At 31.6% G+C, this 18,817-nt stretch carries 11 protein-coding genes; 3 read left to right on the top strand and 8 right to left on the bottom strand.

Features of this window, described 5'->3' with window-relative positions; all coding sequences use genetic code 11:
- The first annotated feature begins 381 nt into the window (after positions 1 to 381).
- From dptF to dptH, 3 genes are read left to right on the top strand one after another with little or no spacing between them, the layout of a single operon-like run.
- Entirely contained in the window at positions 382 to 2,643 is a 2,262-nt protein-coding gene (gene dptF, locus AC2TDN_RS25680; RefSeq protein WP_482069475.1) for a DNA phosphorothioation-dependent restriction protein DptF, read from the top strand.
- Between the two features lie 2 nt (positions 2,644 to 2,645).
- Positions 2,646 to 4,022 carry a DNA phosphorothioation-dependent restriction protein DptG gene (dptG, locus tag AC2TDN_RS25675; protein WP_482069474.1) on the top strand — a complete coding sequence of 459 codons (1,377 nt, stop codon included), beginning with the start codon at positions 2,646 to 2,648 and terminating at the stop codon, positions 4,020 to 4,022.
- Positions 4,003 to 9,405: a DNA phosphorothioation-dependent restriction protein DptH gene (gene dptH / locus AC2TDN_RS25670; RefSeq protein WP_482069473.1), complete on the top strand. Its 5,403-nt coding sequence runs from the start codon at positions 4,003 to 4,005 to the stop codon at positions 9,403 to 9,405. Before dptG ends, dptH begins: the two co-directional genes overlap by 20 nt.
- A gap of 33 nt (positions 9,406 to 9,438) precedes the next feature.
- Here the strand turns inward: dptH and AC2TDN_RS25665 are convergent, their stop codons facing one another.
- From AC2TDN_RS25665 to dndB, 8 genes are all read right to left on the bottom strand, one after another.
- Entirely contained in the window at positions 9,439 to 9,801 is a 363-nt protein-coding gene (locus tag AC2TDN_RS25665) for a hypothetical protein (protein ID WP_482069472.1), read from the bottom strand.
- Positions 9,802 to 9,808: 7 nt separating this feature from the next.
- Entirely contained in the window at positions 9,809 to 11,824 is a 2,016-nt protein-coding gene (dndD, locus tag AC2TDN_RS25660; RefSeq protein ID WP_482069471.1) for a DNA sulfur modification protein DndD, read from the bottom strand.
- Complete coding sequence (locus tag AC2TDN_RS25655; protein ID WP_482069470.1) at positions 11,799 to 12,017, bottom strand: DNA modification system-associated small protein; 219 nt, start codon at positions 12,015 to 12,017, stop codon at positions 11,799 to 11,801. The genes dndD (AC2TDN_RS25660) and AC2TDN_RS25655 overlap by 26 nt, the downstream gene beginning before the upstream one ends.
- Before the next feature lie 123 nt (positions 12,018 to 12,140).
- A complete protein-coding gene (locus AC2TDN_RS25650) occupies positions 12,141 to 13,259 on the bottom strand; it encodes a cysteine desulfurase family protein (protein ID WP_482069469.1) in 1,119 nt (372 codons plus the stop codon).
- A 15-nt stretch (positions 13,260 to 13,274) separates the two neighbouring features.
- A complete protein-coding gene (dndE, locus tag AC2TDN_RS25645; protein WP_482069468.1) occupies positions 13,275 to 13,646 on the bottom strand; it encodes a DNA sulfur modification protein DndE in 372 nt (123 codons plus the stop codon).
- Positions 13,647 to 15,641, bottom strand: a complete 1,995-nt coding sequence (gene dndD, locus AC2TDN_RS25640) for a DNA sulfur modification protein DndD (RefSeq protein WP_482069467.1) — start codon at positions 15,639 to 15,641, stop codon at positions 13,647 to 13,649.
- 14 nt (positions 15,642 to 15,655) lie between these two features.
- Complete coding sequence (gene dndC / locus AC2TDN_RS25635) at positions 15,656 to 17,149, bottom strand: DNA phosphorothioation system sulfurtransferase DndC (RefSeq protein WP_482069466.1); 1,494 nt, start codon at positions 17,147 to 17,149, stop codon at positions 15,656 to 15,658.
- Positions 17,139 to 18,239: a DNA sulfur modification protein DndB gene (gene dndB / locus AC2TDN_RS25630; RefSeq protein ID WP_482069480.1), complete on the bottom strand. Its 1,101-nt coding sequence runs from the start codon at positions 18,237 to 18,239 to the stop codon at positions 17,139 to 17,141. Before dndB ends, dndC begins: the two co-directional genes overlap by 11 nt.
- Positions 18,240 to 18,817 lie beyond the last annotated feature (578 nt).

Below are 18,817 nucleotides of genomic sequence, written 5' to 3'. Positions count from 1 at the left end.
GGGATGATGTACGCTAAAATCTAGCAGGACCAATCACTTCATCATTTTCACTTACATATTTGGAAGTGGTCCCCTATGACATCGTGTATTAACACTCATTACTAGGGGCTTTCGAAATTCAGGATAAAGTTATCTGATGACTATTACATAGTGACACGAAGATGATTGTTGTTGAATAGTTTTAATAATTAATACAATAAAGTTTATAGGTGACATTCATTATTCCTGATATTAGTATGTTGGAATTTTAAATTAGTAATAATCTATATAAAAAAGGATTTTATAATTGTATGATAGAATCAGACTTATGAACTATGAAATCTACGATTCAACAATAGTACTTTTGACTAGAAAAATAGAATTTATTTAGGAGGGTTAAAATTGAGTGATCAATTTTTAGTGTTTATAAAAGAACTTTCATCTAAAGCAGCTGATAATGCACTAGTTATGGAACAACTACTTTTTCAAGACCCAGGAAGCGCAATGGTTAAAGCGAGGAACTTCTTAGAGGAAATAGTAACTACTATATTTGAACTTGAGAATTTGAAAACGCAAGAAGTTCAATATAAAAGTTTATTTGACAGAATTGGATATTTATCAACTGGAGGATATCTTGCAGCCGATATTCAAATGAATTTGCATAGTTTGAGGAAAATTGGCAATCGTGGCGCTCATGAAACTATTCCAGATTTAGAGCTAGCGGTTAAGGCGCACAAGCTAATGTATAAAGTTGCATTGTGGTTTTATGAATCTTACTCCAAAGAAAACAAGCTCGTACCAGAATATGAATACCCAAGACCCAAAGATAATATAGCAGAACTTAAGGATTACATCAGCAAAATGTTCGGCAGCATTTTAGTTAAGCCTACAATCCAAGAGGATGAAGTAAGTGAGCAAAATGAAGAGTCAGTTCCAACAGACTTATCAATTGACATTGAGCTAGAAAGTGGCGAAAGTTACCTTATTGGTGAATTAAAACGTCTACAAGATTCATCAAAAGAGGCCATTGAAAGTGCACAAGCATTTACAGCGTTTAAAGATTATTTGCATGTAGATCGAAAAGTTCAAAGTGATCTTGTTGATATTCTTAAAAATAAAGAGGGGGGTACAAAATCAAATTTGATTCTAATTTGCGGTAGTGTCGGGGACGGTAAGTCTCATCTGCTTGCATATCTTAAATCTAAACATTCTGAATTAGTCAATGATTACTCGATTATAAATGATGCTACAGAGAGCTATTCACCCAATATGAATGCTTTAGAAACATTAAAGCTCTCTTTAATAGGCTTTACAGATAAACAAATCGAGGAGTCTGGTCAAAAAACGTTATTAGCAATAAATATGGGGGTACTTCATAATTTTATACATAATGACGAACAAAATGATTTTAATGGGTTAAAGCAATTTATTAATAAAAGTGGTCTCTTTTCACAACAAACAACTCAGTATTATTCATCTGATAATTTTGATTTAATTTGCATTGGGGATTATCATCCCTATGAGCTAACTGTTAATGGAACACAATCAGACTTTTATTCAGGACTAATGAGTAAAGTATTTGAACAAAATCAAAATAATCCATTCTATCAAGCTTATCGAGAAGATACTAAAAATAATATATATACGATCAGTCATTTTAATTATGATTTTATGCAGGATGTGCAGGTTCAAAATACAATTATTAAATTGATTATAGAAAGCATTATAAAGTTCAAACTCGTAATTTCTGCTAGATCGTTTTTGAACTTCTTGATTGATATTTTAGTGGTGGAGGATATGACACCTTACAATTTATTAGATGAGTTTACAAAATTAAATAATTCATTACCACATTTATTATTTAATCGAAAAGACCGTTCTTTCATATTGAGACATATGAATATGTTGAACCCAACGTATTCAATTCGTTCAAAGTACATTGATCAACTTACTATTGATTTATATACGCTAAATGATGTGGAAAATGTGGTGTGTATACATATTCAAAATACTAAAGGTAGGGAGCTACTTGGGCCTTTATCTAAAGAAACAGATATGCAAAATGCTCCTTTTTTAAAGTTTGCTGAATCAGTAATACTAACTGCATTTTTAACGAATGATGAATTTTACAAGTCTATAAGTGACAGCACTTTTGATTCATTTATTTATCGTTTGTATGGATATAATACAGCCAATAAAGAGATAATAAGAGATATATATAGTGAAGTTAAGGAATCAATGTTCAGGTGGAAAGGTTCTCCACGGAGAGACTATATTTACATTTCTAATGAGCAAGCAAAGTTTAGGCTTGCTCAAAAATTGCAGTTTAAACCTTCTATGCAACATATCCAAGTGAATAAAGGCAATGTGCTTGATAACTTTAATAATAAATTTACTGTAGCGTATGAACTTGGAGATAACAATGAGATTGCTGAGATAGAAATCGACTATTCCTTATTTAAGCTATTAAGAATGATTATGAATGGTTATGTTCCTAATCAACAAGATTATGAAGATTCCATAAAATTTATAGAGTTTATGGACAAAATGATGACTAATGGTGCTAAAAATAAAGAATTGCTTGTTCATATTCAAAGTGAGAAAAAAGTGTTTTTAATTTCAAAAGATGAATTTTATGGATTTATGTTTGAGAAGGAGGCTTAATAATGAGTTATACTTTAAACATTTATGAATTAGAAGAATTACTTAAACATAAAGTACACAAAACGGGTAAGGTTAATGCAATATTGCCTTTTACAACACATGCAATGAAAGAATTAAAGGATGCTTATTATAAATTAAGTGGCAACATAGTCCGGGAGATTTGTAATGTCAAATTGGGTAAAATAATCTCGGACCCCTTTGAAGAGAATCCGTTAATATCAGCTATAAAAAACGATATGAATTATGAAGCAACATTAGAAACTGATCTTGAAAGATTCTTACAGGATTATTTGTATGGATACACAAACGAGATGAAAATTACACATCCTTATTTATATAATTATTTACCTGAAGAAGATAAAGAAATCTACAGGAAAATATCCAAATTCACTGCTGATATTTTGGTGGGTTCCAATAGTGATGTGAAAAATATCTTTTTAATTAAGACAACGGATAATATCCTCGATGAACTGATTTTAAACAAGTTAGATGTAAGTTTAAGTGAAGAATCTATTATGATTTATCAAAATAAATTACCATTTCTACAAGATCTCTATTGTTCAGATTTAATGTTCTTAAGTAAACATAAAGACTACTTCATTAATACATTTCTACTCATAACACGTTTTTATATTTTTAACTATGTTTGTCAACTTTTATTGAAGTTTGATGTGTTCGAAAAAGCTGAATATAATCGCTCTACACCATTGTACTATGCTTTAGATTGGGAAGGGAATATTGGTAAACGTAGAAAAGCAGCAGATGAGACTGAAGGTTTTAAACGTGTTAGAGAAAAATCTAAGTATTTATTTGTTCATATGCACACTTTATCTCAATTAAGTTATAGTAATTCTAATCAAATAGATGAGAATTATAATTTCCTTCAATACAAAGAAATTTTTGAAAAGTTTGAGGAGATGGAATTGAATGATAAAGCAGATTACTTGCAGAGTCTGCAGGAATGGATCGAAAAATATAGATTAATATTTGATAAACGCGTCACTGAAAAAGAAAAACCATTGACAATACAGGAAGCGTTTCAAGTGTTATTTAAGAGTATTTCAGAAGGCATTTCGGAAACAGCGGCCAAAAAATTTGGTGGGTATATTGAGGACTTAGGTGGTAGTGACTTTTTAAAGGTTAGAGGGAGTTCGGGTACTGTTCTAAATTTAAGCCATGAAATGCTTATATTATTAACTGCAGTATGTGTCAAAGACTCGAGAATTCCGTTAAATCAATTATTTGAGGAATTCGAAAAACGAGGAGTTAAATTAGACCGAATATCCAAAAAAACAGTTATTGAGTTGCTTGATAGTTTAAACTACATCGATAAAAAAAGCGATAGCGGGGATGCACAATATGTTAAACCAATTTTATAATTATGTTACTGAATTACTTATGAAATATTTTAAAGATTCTAATCTTCGACCAGGTGATAGATATTATCTTCAGGTTGATAAAGAGGATGATGTAAAAGAAATTATTAGTTCTTTTAAGTTAAATAATCTAGCAAATCCATTTTGTTATCGCCACCAATTAGGTGGAGAATACGAAACATTTTTCTTTCAATTAGGAAATGTGAAACTTGTAATTGCAAATACTTCCGACACTGTAAATCCAGACTTCCTAGTAACTCTACGAAATCAAGTTGGTGACCAGAAGAATGAATGGGAGGGGGCAGCGTTATTCAGTATTGTATCTAACCCCTTGGATTCTATTTCGGGAGGGAGTAGTGATTTGCAAAAAGAAGGTATGCCACTCCACCCTAAATCTTTTGTAAAGAAGTTAAAAGCTGATATTGAAGAGAAAATAATTACTAAAGTTGAACAAATTATATTATTTGAACGAATGGATCAGATTTTAAGTGAGTTAGTTTTTCAACAAATAACCTTTTTTGATTTTGAGGAAATTTTTGCTGCACTATCAAAAGGGACAATTAATTCAGATGATTATAAACATTTTGGGCTTTTTAAAGACACTGATTTAAGTACATTTAGTATTAAAGAAGTCAAAAATAGACTTGAACGAAATAGAGAATTATTTGATTTTGTTAGAAAGTATCATGAGTTAGGCTTTGAGGAAGATCATATAGAAAAGAAAATATCATCTAAATATTCAAGAGAGTTAAAATCGAGTAATTGGGAAGATGTAGATTTTACAACTGTCCAAAAAGGCTATGAGGAAGCCGTAAAAGAAAAAGGTGATGCAAAGTTAGAACTAGTTGAAGTTAAAGTTTCGGAGAAGTTATTGATTTGGAATAAACCGCAAAAAGAAACAACAAATGCTGGAAATCGAAAACGTCATATTATTATATTCAATCCGGAATGTCTAGAGAATATTCAACTTACATGTAATTTTTCATTTGGTGGTGTAATTAAAAGTTTGGATCCTTCTAGTGTGTCATATGATAAAAAAAGTAAATCATTTGTTGATGTACATACAGGAAGAGTAAATATGACAATAAATATTAAAACAAAAACAAAAGAAGGTGCATTTTGCAAAGTTAGTTATAAACATGATGGGAAGGCAGCTCTTGGTTGTGAACTGTATATTGCGGTGCTACCAATCGAGTCCGAAATGTTTAAGGATTTTGAAACTAATTATCTTGTAGATCCTTCAAATAAAGCAATAATTTCCAATTTGGAAAGCGAAACGAAATTAATTGGAGATGGATTATACACAGAGAACATAGAAATAACCAAGCATGAACAAACTATAATTATATTAAAAGAATATCTTTATCATCTAGAACTTAAAAGCGATACATTTAATGATGACAATGAACTTTTGATATTTTTGAATTATAAAGATGTTGAAGTAATTGTGCCTGTTCTGTTTAAAAATGAGCATCCAGAAACAGTACCAATAACTACATCTAGAATTTGGAGATTAAAGAGGGAAGAAAAAAGAAGTTTTCAAAAAGCACTTTCAAGTAACAAGCTGGTCTTTGGAAACCGTGAATTTTATGCAAATCATGAACTAAGTACATATCTTAATTGGGAGCAGACATGGGTTGAACAAGGATTTAAAGCTGGAATTCTAGAATCAGGGACGATTATTTCTGTGGATATTGAGGTTAGCATTCCTTTACGTGAAGCCTATAATCGTTATGTAAACCGCTTTAGAGTAATTGGGAATATTCCAAGCTTAACATATATGGACGAATCATTAAGACAACTGGGTATTGAATATATATCTGCGTATATTAATGAAGTAGATAGTTTTACAGATGGTGTTGCAGCAGGGTCTAGAGGACTTGATATTTTCAAATTAGGTGCATTACAAGCGAATGAAGAGGTAATGTTTACTCCATTCCATCCGTTAAATGTTGCGTATCAAATTGAAATCATAAACTCTTTAAATGATGAAATTGTTGAAAATTCAGTACTAACTCGTTTACGGCCAGATAGTTTGGTGCCTTATATTTATCTAAGTGGTGACTCAGAAAAGTTATATAAATCCGATGTGCAAGCTGTTGCTACTGAATGGATAACATTTAAACCGGTAAAAAAAGTTAGTGTATCAGATGCAAATAAATATTTGGCTAATATTATCCAAGATAAATTAAAACAATTTGAAGAGCATTTTTCGTATTTATTTAATACTTACTCCAAATCACCATTAAAAGTAAATGTTATCAATATTGAAAATGATCATGAGGTAGTAAGAGGCATATTATCATGGATGATAGATACAATTAAGAAAAGGGAACTAAATTCTATAAGGACAATTGAAGTTACCATATATCGCGAGGGAAACTTTGAAAGTTCATTTGACTTGTTAAGTAAAGCCCCAACACCTCAAGATTTCCAAAGAATATTTAACTTGAATATAGATAAACTTGATGAATATGATTCAACAGATGTTTTACGTATTTTGCACCAATCAATTGTTTTCTATAAGAAGGAATCTACAAATGAATTTGAGTATGCACACATATCCTATTATAGAATGAATCTTCAAGAAAAATATGCTATTCAACCTATGACAGAAATGTCAACAGGGATTGCTTTAAAAGGACTATATTCAGTAGTACCATCTATGAAGGGGTTAGAAAATTATAAAAGTGGATACGGTCTTAAAAACTATAGGCAAAACAATAACGACTATCTTGTACAAGTAGCAAGTATGGTCAATGAGCTTGCTGCTAACTTAAAGAATGATGGCAATGATTCATATCGTAAAGGAGAGGTCATTTTCTCTAGGACAACGGCCGCAGAAGAGGCTTATCTTAATGCAATATTTTCATCTTCTCATTGGGTTACTTTTATTGATTCAAACTTAGATTTAGAGTATTTTAATAATCTAAGTGAGAATTTGGTTGTCATTCATTATAATGATCAATATTCGTCGTCTAATAAATACGATGCAATAACAGTTACAAATAAATCCGATCAATATTTTGAGGTCATAAAAGAATTTCTTAAAAGTAAAGAAGTTATCTCTACTAATGAGACAGCAATTAATACAATTAAGGCATTTAATACTTTTAATGGAGAGTGGTTGCTTAGGATTGTTGGAAGTAAGGGACATTATTCAAGGGAAAAATTAAGTATAATATCAGCTATTAAGTTTGCATTAGCCTACTTTGATCATTCAAATATTAAATGGGTACCAATATCGTTAGAAGAAATATTAAGAGTTGCTGGTAGCGTTAGCCTTAACAAGACGGAAGGGTTATTTACCACAAAAAATCTAGGTCTAAAGGGTTCTCATAGCGACGATTTATTACTGATGGGGATTGAGGAGAAAGATGAAAAACTCATAGTTCATTTTTATCCGGTTGAAGTGAAAATAGGAGTGAATTCTAAACCTGTGTTGGATAAGGCGAAGATACAGGTGACCAAGACAAAGAAAATCTTTAAAGAAGCGTTATGTAATAAAGATAAACCTTTTACTTCTAAGTTTTATCGTTATTTCTTTGCACAGCTTTATCTAGTAAATGCAGCTAAATTACATTATAGTGGCTTTTGGCCTGAAAAAAACTATGATATTAGCTTATCAACAGTAAGTAAACTACTAAGTAATGAAATGATAATTTCATTTAAAACTGATCAAGTGTTAGGGGAAGGTGCTGTTTTATCGTTTCAGACTAACACACACATCAGAGAGTCAGAATTATCTGATGCAGTGACTTACGTGAATTTACCAGAATCAGATGGATATACAGGATTAACTAAATCAATGAATGATATGTATAATTGGATTCAAAATCGTGAAAACGATTTTGTAAGAGAAACAATGTTATCCTATTTATATAATGTAGAAGATCGTGAAGAAGAAGACTGTCTTTCAGAACTTATTAGTAGTAAACAAAGCAAAGAAGATGTCATAATAGAACATGAACAAATTAATAATAGTACTGAGTTTATATACAATATGGATCAAAAAATTAAAGTAAATAAAAAAGATGATAAAGTTAAAATAGAACTTGAAGAAATTATTGAAGAAATTATTGAAGAAATTATACCAATTCAACAAAAACATTTATTTCAAGGTCAACAAGAAGATCAGAATGAAGTTACTAGAGAGAATATAAAGGATGATGCATACGAAGGAATTAAAGAGCAAAAAGAAATTTTCGATGATATAAATAATATTGAATTAAAGACGGTTGTAGTGGAGGAAAAAACTCAGGATCTTAATAAAATAAGAATATTAATCGGACGGGCTGAAAACAGTAATAAAGATATTTATTGGGAGTATGGTAATATTGGACTAGCAAATAGACATTTGCTAATATCAGGAAAATCAGGACAAGGAAAAACGTATTTTATGCAATGTTTGCTTTTAGAATTTTCTAAACAAGGCTTACCAAGTATTGTAGTAGATTATACCGAAGGATTCTTGCCAAATCAGTTGGAGCCTGAATTCACTAAATTCCTTGGAAATAAGTTAGAACAACGCGTAGTTTATAATGATAAGTTTCCTATAAATCCTTTTCGAAGAAATGTGAGAGAAATTGGAGGATTAACTCTTCCTGAGTCTGATACTGATATTGCTGAGAGAATAAAATGTGTATTTTCAAGTGTGTATAGTACCCTTGGTATTCAACAACAGAATTCTATTTATGAAGCAGTCCTAAATGGTTTAAATAAGTATGCTGATCAGATGGGCTTAGAAGCATTAAGAGAAATGCTGGAGGAGGATGGTAGTAATTATGCAAAGACCGCACTATCCCAAATTCGTCCATTCATTGATCGCAAAGTATTTGCACAAGACAACATGTTCAATTGGAATAATATATTATCCTCTGACGGAGTTGTTTTTATTGTACAGCTTACAGGATACCCACGTGAAATACAACTAATAATTACTGAATTTATCTTATGGGATCTGTGGAACTTTACTTTACGTTTCGGAAACAAACTAAAACCTATACCAGTTGTATTAGATGAAGCTCAGAATTTGGATCATACTGAACTGTCTCCATCTTCAAAAATATTGACTGAAGGCAGAAAATTTGGATGGTCAGGTTGGTACGCTACACAATTCCTTAAATCACAATTAGGAACGGATGAGCTAGCAAGACTTCAGAATGCATCACAAAAGATTTATTTTGGACAACCTGAACAAGAATTATCCTATATTGCATCTAATTTAAGTAGTGAAGCACAAGAAAGAAAGAAATTAGAAACAAAAATTGCTAATCTAAGGAAGGGTCAATGTATTATACATGGACCATTACTTTTGGAAACAGGGGAACTATCCTCTCAAACAGTAGTTACTGTGGATATTACGCCTTTAAGTAAAAGAATTTAAAAAGTGTGGTCACATTAAATGTGACCACACTTTTTAGTTTAGTATTAATATTCTAATATCATCTAGAGAATTTCTATCCCTGTACAGGTTTTCAAATATGAATAAACCAATCTCGATATACTTTAAGATCTCTTTAAATAAATCTATTGAGCTGATCTCTATTTCTAACTTATTAATAACAAGATGTTTAAATAAAAGGATTTCTTCGTCTGAAAAGATATCAGGTATCTCCCAGCCTTTTTCATCACTATTATTTGATACTTCAGTTGAGGATGACACATATCCTTTTGCAAAAGCAAGGCGAAGTACCTGAGGTCTATTAAGTGATAATATATCTACAAAATTATCAAGAGTTTTCTTTCCACCTGGACTAAGTACCATTCTCTTTGTGGACATAATTTATTCACCTTTTCAATTCAAAATAACCATCACGTATGATAGTATATTTAAGTTTTTCATTATATTCTAATACAAATTGTTTATATGAGTTTTGAGTAATAGTGTCAATATATTCCTGTGTAATTTCTGTATCAGTTGAGAGTATGATGACCTGATCACTTAATTCTTTATAGTATTTATTAATTAAATGATTACGATGATAGCTATCTAGTCTTCCTAAAGGTGTATCTATTAGCATTGGTAATGTGAATTTACTTGATTTAGTTAATGCCCAAATAAGTGCTGAAGAAATGATTTGCATTTCTCCCGCAGATCTATCTTGTATGCTAATTTCTTGGTTTCTATCATTAAATAAACGTATAGTATATGTAGAAATATCAAAATGAATACTTCCGAATTCATCTTGTTTTCTTATTAGTTCATTTAACATTTTTTTAAATTCATTATGAATGAATTCTGCTTTAAGTTTTGTAACTTCAGCAATATATTGCTTTGTAAATGAGATCATTGCATTGACTTGATCAAGTTGTGCTTGAAGTTGTTCTGTATTGGAGTTGGTATTATTAGTACGGGTTATTAAATTATCAATTTTAGTCTTATCTTCTTTTAAAACATTACTTTTGTTTCTTAAATTTCTAAGTCGCAGTTCTACTTCTCCAAGCATCTTTGTTAGATTATCAATTTGAATGTTCTCTTGTTCAATATCTATTGAATCAGGTGCATTTCTAATTTCTTCTTCGAATTGAGATAGATCTGATTGAAGCTGAGATATACGTTGATACAAAGTATATAATTCTGATTTTGATCTCACTGTCGTGTTTATTAGTAAGTTAAATTGTTGCTTATTCAAATCATGAAGTATTATTAAAGTTTCTTCAGATTTACTATTATTATTATTATTATTATCGATCCACATTTTCTCCCCATTGGAAAAAAGCTGTTCTTTCTGAGTTATTGTTAGTTCTGGTTGAATAGTACTATTGAACAATTCATGTAAGAAGTCTTTATAAGGAGAATAAGTATTGAGACTTCTTAGTTGTCTATCTCTTTCTTTTTCTTCTGAATTAAGTCTATTCTTTAATTGTTGAATTGGGTTTGACAATATATATAGATAAGCGAAATCTTTAAACTTCTTATCGAATTCAGTTTGATTTTGAGAAAGGGCTATTTCACAGGTAGTTAGCTTCTTTAATATTGTATCTCTTGACTTTGAGTTTTGTTGGATCTTTCCTGATCTAGATTGCTTTAATTGATTAATTTGTGATTCTAAATCAATTTTCCTTTGATTTACTACCTTGATTTTTTGGATGTAATCTTCCAACTCTCCTGCAACACGGCTAAGCTCTTGCGGTAAGTTAGCATTCTTTGCGCTCCCCATTGAGGTTACTACTTTTCTTTCCAGAAAACTTTTGGCATCATTTAGGTCTTCCAGCAATACTTTGTAAGTCTCAAGTCCACTTAGTTTCTGGATTGCAGTTTTCATTTCATCACTATTTTGTCTAAGAATAGTTTCTTTAATTTCTTCACCATCAAAAATAAAAAATGGAGCGACATGGTAAGGGATTTTTCGGTCAATAAATCGATTGAATGTATCAATATTATTAACTACAGAATGCTTACCGATATTAGCACCTGGTTTACGTATTGTAATATCACGCGTCTCATTAACCACTTTTTTATTGTGATCGAAAATCCATTTGATTTTTAGTTCCCATTCTTCTAAATTGTCATTTTCAATTATAAGTGTAATAAAACACTCTCGACCGCCTTCATCGAAAAAGTGATTGTTAATTACATTGGAAAATAATCTTCTATATTCCTCTTCCTTCATCGCTCGTTTACCAAAGAGAGCATAATGAACAGCTTTTAAGATTGTCGTTTTGCCTGCACCATTAAGGCCGCCAATAAGAATAATATTTTTGTTTTTCTCAGCTCTTGTACTTTGGGGGATATAAAGGTTTAACTCTTGATGTCCATAGAATGTTTTATAATTATTAAGTATTAACTTTTTTAATATCAATATTATCACCCTGATTTCTATTATAGAAATTAATTAGATCTATATAATCTGTTCTACGTTCATTTGTTGACTTATTTGAATAGTTGTTTTCTTCTGCAGCGCGTAAGAGTTTTTTTACTAATTCAGCAGAAACCCCGTGTTGCCTGCATAAGTTTTTTAATAATAGATTTTCCATTTCATATAGTTTTTCCAAATTAATCACCTCATTGGATTATTGATTATATATATCCCAATTCCTATATTTATAATAAGCCATAATACCTATGAGGTAAAGAAATAGATAAAAGGACGTTCATCACGTCCTTTTCATGAAATATTATAGATTGTGGAAAAACGAAATATCTTTAGTAGAATTAATATTAGATAGCGATATCCTTATTGTTTGTCTGATTTCGTTCAATGTTAATCCCATTGCTGACAGAACATGACTAGGCTTACTTGAACTGCAAGCTGAACCTGAAGAGACAGCAAGATAGGGGGCAAGCTTTTTAAGCAATAATTCATTATTTAATCCAACAAATTGAACACTTAGAATACCCGGTATTTTATTGTTAGTATCATTATTAAATTTAATTTTCTCGCCGAATTTAACTTTAAGTATTTCCATAAGCATTAATTCAAGTTCAGTTAACTTTATTCTTGTACTGTTCAAATTTTGATTTGCTAAATCAGCTGCTTTGCCTAAACCAATTATATTGTGAACGGGTAGAGTTCCACTTCGATAATTATTTTCTTGTCCTCCACCGTGAAGAAGAGGTGTGATTTTTGTGTAAATTTCCTTTGTCTTTTTTCTAATGAAAGCTACACCAATCCCTTTAGGGGCATGTAATTTATGTCCAGATAGAGAGAGAAAACCTATACCAGGTAGAGATTTTAAATTAATCTCCACTTTTCCAACTATTTGGGTTGCATCTGTGTGTAGAAATGTTTCTTGCAAGTGACAAAGTTCAGCTATTTCAAAGAGTGGGTTTAGACTTCCTACTTCGTTATTTCCCCATATAATACTAAGAAGAGTTGGATTACTGATTAGTTCTTTTTTAACATCTTCTAGATTTACCCGTCCGAAATTATCCACCTTTAGATAGTCGATTTTTGTGCTTTTAGTTTCCAGATAGGAACATGTTTCAAGTACAGAAGGATGTTCAACTAGAGATGTAACTATACTTGCTCTTTCGGCACCATAGTATTCCGATACACCTTTAAGAATCATGTTATTACTTTCTGTTGCCCCGCTTGTAAAGATAATCTCATCAGTGTCACATCCTATTAATTTCGCAACTTGTTGACGAGCCTTTTCAACTGCTTTATTTGCGTTTTCAGCAAGTGTATAGTATTTACTTGAGGGATTTCCGTACTCTTCTTTTAAGTAAGGAAGCATTACTTCAAGCACTTCTGGATGAATGGCAGTTGTTGCGCTATTGTCCATATATATCATTTTTTTATACACCACCTATAAATTCATAAGTGTTCGAAAGAATCGTTCACTATTTCCTGCAGCTTTATATTCTCCATTTAATTGTCTTATACCGCGTTCTAAATGAGCATTTAATAATCCAGGAAAATACTCTTCGTCAGAAATTATACGCCCTGCATGTTGGGTAATAAGGGCAAAGTATACATAATCAAAATCACCTGTTACTGTCGTACGATGTAAGGTAAGTCCTTCAGAAGATTCTTTATTTAACACTTGTACTTGTTCTTTATTACGGAGTGACATTGAAACCGCGTACCTGATTAATATATTTGGAGTTACATTTGTAGCAGAATGAAGTTGTTTAAGAGACTCTGCAACATATTTAGATGTTCGTATATTAAAATTCATTTACACCAACTCCAAATCGTATATATCAAAATAATGGTCTTTATTGATATCAATCATATTACGTGCAGTATTGAACTCTAAAGTATAGTAATGTGACAAATGTTGCTGTAAATCTTTGAATTGGGAAACACTTACCTCTGAGTCAGTTGCTAATATTATGACTTGTTCACCACAGTTTGGGATAAAATAGTTAATAAGTTCTCTCTTATGGTCTTGATCAAGACGACCAAGTAGAGTATCAAATACTAAGGGCAATTTCCAACCCGTTGACTTAAACATTGCCCAGATTATTGAAAGCATGAGCATTTCTTTTTCTCCGGCTGATAATCGTTCGTTTACCAAAAGTTCTTCATGATGATATATTTTTAATTCAAAAGATTCATGAGATATAAAAATGCGAGTGATGTAATCTTTTTTTCTAAAAAGACGATGAATCATTTTAATTGCTTCATTTTGTACTTGATCTAATTTTTTTCTTAATTGCATAGTTTGAAATCGTGAACTTACTTTATGAATTTTTTCTGCAAGAGCAAATGAATTAATTGTTTTTCTATTGTTCAGCCACTTTACTGTTTCGTGTTCTAGAGCAATCATAGTTGTTTTTATTTCTTCCGATAACATAAGCTCTTCTTGTTGTTTTTGCTCTATTGTTTGTTTTTTTTGCTCGATTAAAAGGGTTAAGTTTTGGATGTCATTAAGTAACAATTTAAACTCACTTGAATTATCATTGGTATCTAATTGTTGCTTTAATTGTTGAGTGCGGTCCAACAAGATTATGTTCTCATCATAGAGATTTCTATAATTATGTACATTAATCTTATCAAGTGTGTGATATAAATAATTAAATTCAGTTTTCTGTGCGAAAGAAGCTCTATGGAGAACCTTTTTATTTGTTGGTTCGAATACATCCATTATTTCCTTGTGGAGTTGTTTGCTATAGTTTTTATCAAAGTTCATTTGGAATTTTGATGAAAGATTATCAACAATCCGATTCAGTGTATCCGGTTCCAATATCGAGCCGATATATGCGTACGTCTCGATGCTTTCTTCTTCGTTCATTTGGATATTTGTTTCTGTTACGAGGTCTCGCACTAAATATAGTGGTAATAATTCAAATGTAAAATTTCTAATTTGATCATTATTTTGTTTTCGAATGCTTTCAAGACGACTAATTTCAAGAACAATATTGTCTCTATTGTCTTTATGTAAGCCCCCATGCATCTCGAAATCGCGTTTTTTTAGTATAAGAAATTCTTTTGTATTTATAACATCTTGATGTATTTCAACTAATTGCTTACTAATTTCACTTAATTTTATGCGTAGTGTAGAAAGCTTACTTTCTAAGTTTGCTTTGCTAGAATTTTCCCCCAATTCACTTTCAGTGATGTTAAGAGTATTTTTAAAGGTATGAAGGTCTTTATCTAAGTTAGTAAATAAATCAAGATTAAATAATATTTTAGCTGCATCATTTAAGTACTCAGATATACGTCCGTCTGATATGATACGTGAAATATCCTCACCATCAAATAGACATAGCTCAAATAACCGAGGAGGAATTTCTTCCCTTAATCGGTTTTGAAAGTTATCGGTTTCACGTTCATTTAGCAATCGCCCATCTTTATGAACTGAGAAGAATTCTTTTATCTTAGAGCCTTTCACAACCCAATACCTATTTAATTCATAGTTACTAGATAAAAAGTTTTCAACACTGTCATATTCAAGAATGATTTGGTATTGTGATTCATTTTCTCCTTTAGCCTTACGATTAAATAAAGATCCTATTCTAGAATAATATGCATCGCTTTCTGACATAAAACCATATGTTAATGAACCAAATAATGCAACACGAATTGATTCGAGTAGTGTTGTTTTTCCAGCACCATTCTTACCTCCAATGAGAATAACATTATTCTCAGGTTTAGTAGTTAAATCAATTTGATTGTCTTTGCCATAATATGCACCGATATTTCTTAAAACTATTTTCTTAAGTCGCATACACTAACCCCTTATTACAAATGTAAGAAATCTTGTCTTAGAGCCTTTTCGAATTCTTTGACAAGACCACGCCGGACTTTATAACCCGAATAATTTTTTTCAATTGCAATTAGTTTCTTCATTACTCCTAAGTTTACGTTCTCTTCCATGCACAAACGCTCTAAATCTGTCATTTGATCTTCAGCAAACGTAGGACGATCATTCTCATCCCAATTTAATTCATGACCAGTTTCTTCTTTATAAATCGTAGGTACTCGATCTTCCCAATCCAAATCATCTTCCCAATATTGTCGTATAATTTTGAGTTCATCAATTGAGATTAATTCTATCGTAGGATCATGTAGATCTTGTACTTGTTTCTGAGCTTGTAACAATTTTCTGAGGATTTCTTCACGCGCTTTAAGAGTGAATGGCCCAGGTCCTAGTTGTTTTAGTTCGCCGTCATGATCAATTATGATTAGATTCAGATCCTCTGCATTTGCTAGGTCTATGTTTTGTTCCTCCAAATATTTTCCAAGATCATTAATGTGAATTTGTACTGCCGTATTTATATCAATACCATCTAAATGATTGAGTAAGTATACTTGTCCGTTCATACGTTGTTTTTGACGAGCATTTCGATCATTACGAATATGATATAGGAAATTTCTGAATTCGTATAAGGGTACTAGCCAGCTTACACCGTTATTAATAAATCCACTTAGAGCTTTATCTTCAGTAACTACGGTGCAAGTCCAACATCCAAACCGGCTGTTTCCACAAGACCCAGCAGATTCTTTAATTTCTTTATCAACAACGAGTGGACATTCACTGTTAGAATCTTGATAAAGTTTCAGTAGTTCACTATTGTCTTCTCCCCAAGGTGATATGCCTTCTTGCAAAAGGTAGTTCCAAACATCATCTGTAGAAAAATTTCGAATAGGTGCAAATACATAAGCATTTGATAGAGTAGAGTGACGCATTAAGATTTTACCTTCAATGCTATGTTGCTTCATAACATTAGCTCTTGTTGCACTTTCATTGTCACGTACGCCTAGGACCATAATAACTTCCCCGAAATGAGATACTTTTTCTTTTATAAAACGATTTGCAGGTTCTATTTTAAGACGATCGGTACACCACCTGAATTTCTGCCGAGGAGAAGGGTAACCTTTTCCTATCAAAGAAGCCCAAAACGTTTGCTCAAGAGCCGGACGAATTTTATGCGTTTCAATTGGCAACCCTAATTCTATTGCTTTATCCTGAATTTTACCCAGTGTTTTTGTTATCTTATTTATTATTAGGGGAGTTTCAACTAATGTGTCAGAAGATATTATATAAACTTTTTTAGTAAGTTGTTCTGGTTGTAGTTCGCATAATGATTTGAAAATAGCTTGAACGACTGCAGTAGAATCTTTTCCTCCACTGTACCCTACAACCCAAGGACGTTCGTCAGAAAGATAAACATGTTTTATTAATTCAGAGGTTTCCTGATATTTATTATTTATTGAAAATATGTTAAGTTCCAACTAGATTTCCCTCCATAAATTTAGCTTCTATTTCACGCTCGTTTTCAGTAAGCTCAAGTTCAAGTTTAAATTTTATTAGATTTGAAGTTAATTGTATTGTCTCATTTGTTTTATTAATCCGGCCTGTTGGTCCGTAAGCTCGTCCGAGCCAATCTATTTTATTGTCACGATTCCAATCAATTTTCTTGAACTTATTTACATATTCTTTCCAAGAAGTTGGTTTATTTACATATAAGTAATGACCAACTACACCGACTGCTTCTAGAAAAACACCATGAGCAGCAATACAATTTTGCCGTAATTCACGAGGGGAAATTTCTTTGTTTAGTACATGATTCCATTCTGGTATAGAATCTATCAATAGTGTCCAAAACTCTGTTATGAATAAACGTTCTTGATCGGAAATTAATTCACCCTTTTTCTTTCCTATTAAGCGGCAATTAGTATTGAAAATATGATTCAGTGCAAATAATTTTGGAGAGTTCTTTGACAGAGATACTTTTTCTTTATCTGTATACCGTTCAAGAAGAGGGACCGTGTTAATTAGATCTTTTGTCAATAATGCAAATTGATCTCTGTGATCATAAAGAATTCCTATACTAGATGTAGTGTTGACTGCATGTCGATTTAAATCAGAGAAAATTTGTTGAGACCGTTGTAATCCGCGATCAAAGAAAAATACAACAGATATAGATTCGTCGCCTAGTTCTGGTGTTATCTTTAATGCTTCTTCAATAGCTGCTCTACGATGCTGACCATCATTTATAAGAAACTTTGAATCTAATGAAATAGTTAATTGTCCTATATCTTTATTTTCTTCTGATACTGGTACGAATTGCAATTCTCCATCTACGGACGCTGTAAGTGATGAAAAAACATACTCTTTAGGATTTTCTAGTATGTAATTCGTAATATCAGGTATTCTTGATTTATTCATTAGACGTTGTGCACGATGCTCAGGCGGAATTTCTTCTTCATCGAATAAAAAAATTTTTGGTATTAGACGAAGAGGACAAATTACGGTATAAAATTCTTTATTTGCTTGGATACCTCGAAGAGCAGGGAAATTGTAAGAGAAATTCAATGTAATCACCTCTATTTACGTACGTAATTTATTTTCATGATAACATTCAGTCTCCTCATAATCAATGTTGAATATTGAAAAGAATAGCGGAAAAAACGATTTTGATTAATGAATTTGCATAAGGACCTTTCACTTTAATTTATTATTAGTATGATTGGCAAGTTCGAACGGAAGAAATCGCATCTGACATCCCGATTACATAAAAGGAGAGTATAATTCTACTTTTTATTAAAAACCCGCATGTCTGCGATTAGAGTAACACAAACAATATCACCACCATGTTCATAAGTTATCACTATGGTGACTTAATAGAGATGGAGGTGGTATTTTATGAAAGCAACAGCAAGATTAAATAGAAAGACAGCTGTTATAAACATGATTGAAGTGCCAACCATTATCAAAGCCAGTTGCCAATCACTTTTCTCTTGGCTACAACCATTTTCTTGAAACTTAAGTCATTGCTATTTAGCCCCTATTTAGACTTGGACAGTACACCCCTTACTTAGATACAATGAAATCAGTGGAGGGGAACACAATATGACGAAGAAACAGTACGACTTAAACTTTAAGAAAATGGTTGTTGC

This window comes from Paenibacillus sp. Y660 (assembly GCF_057221575.1).
Note: the sequence above shows the minus strand (reverse complement) of the source record. Positions and strands in the feature narration are given on the sequence as shown.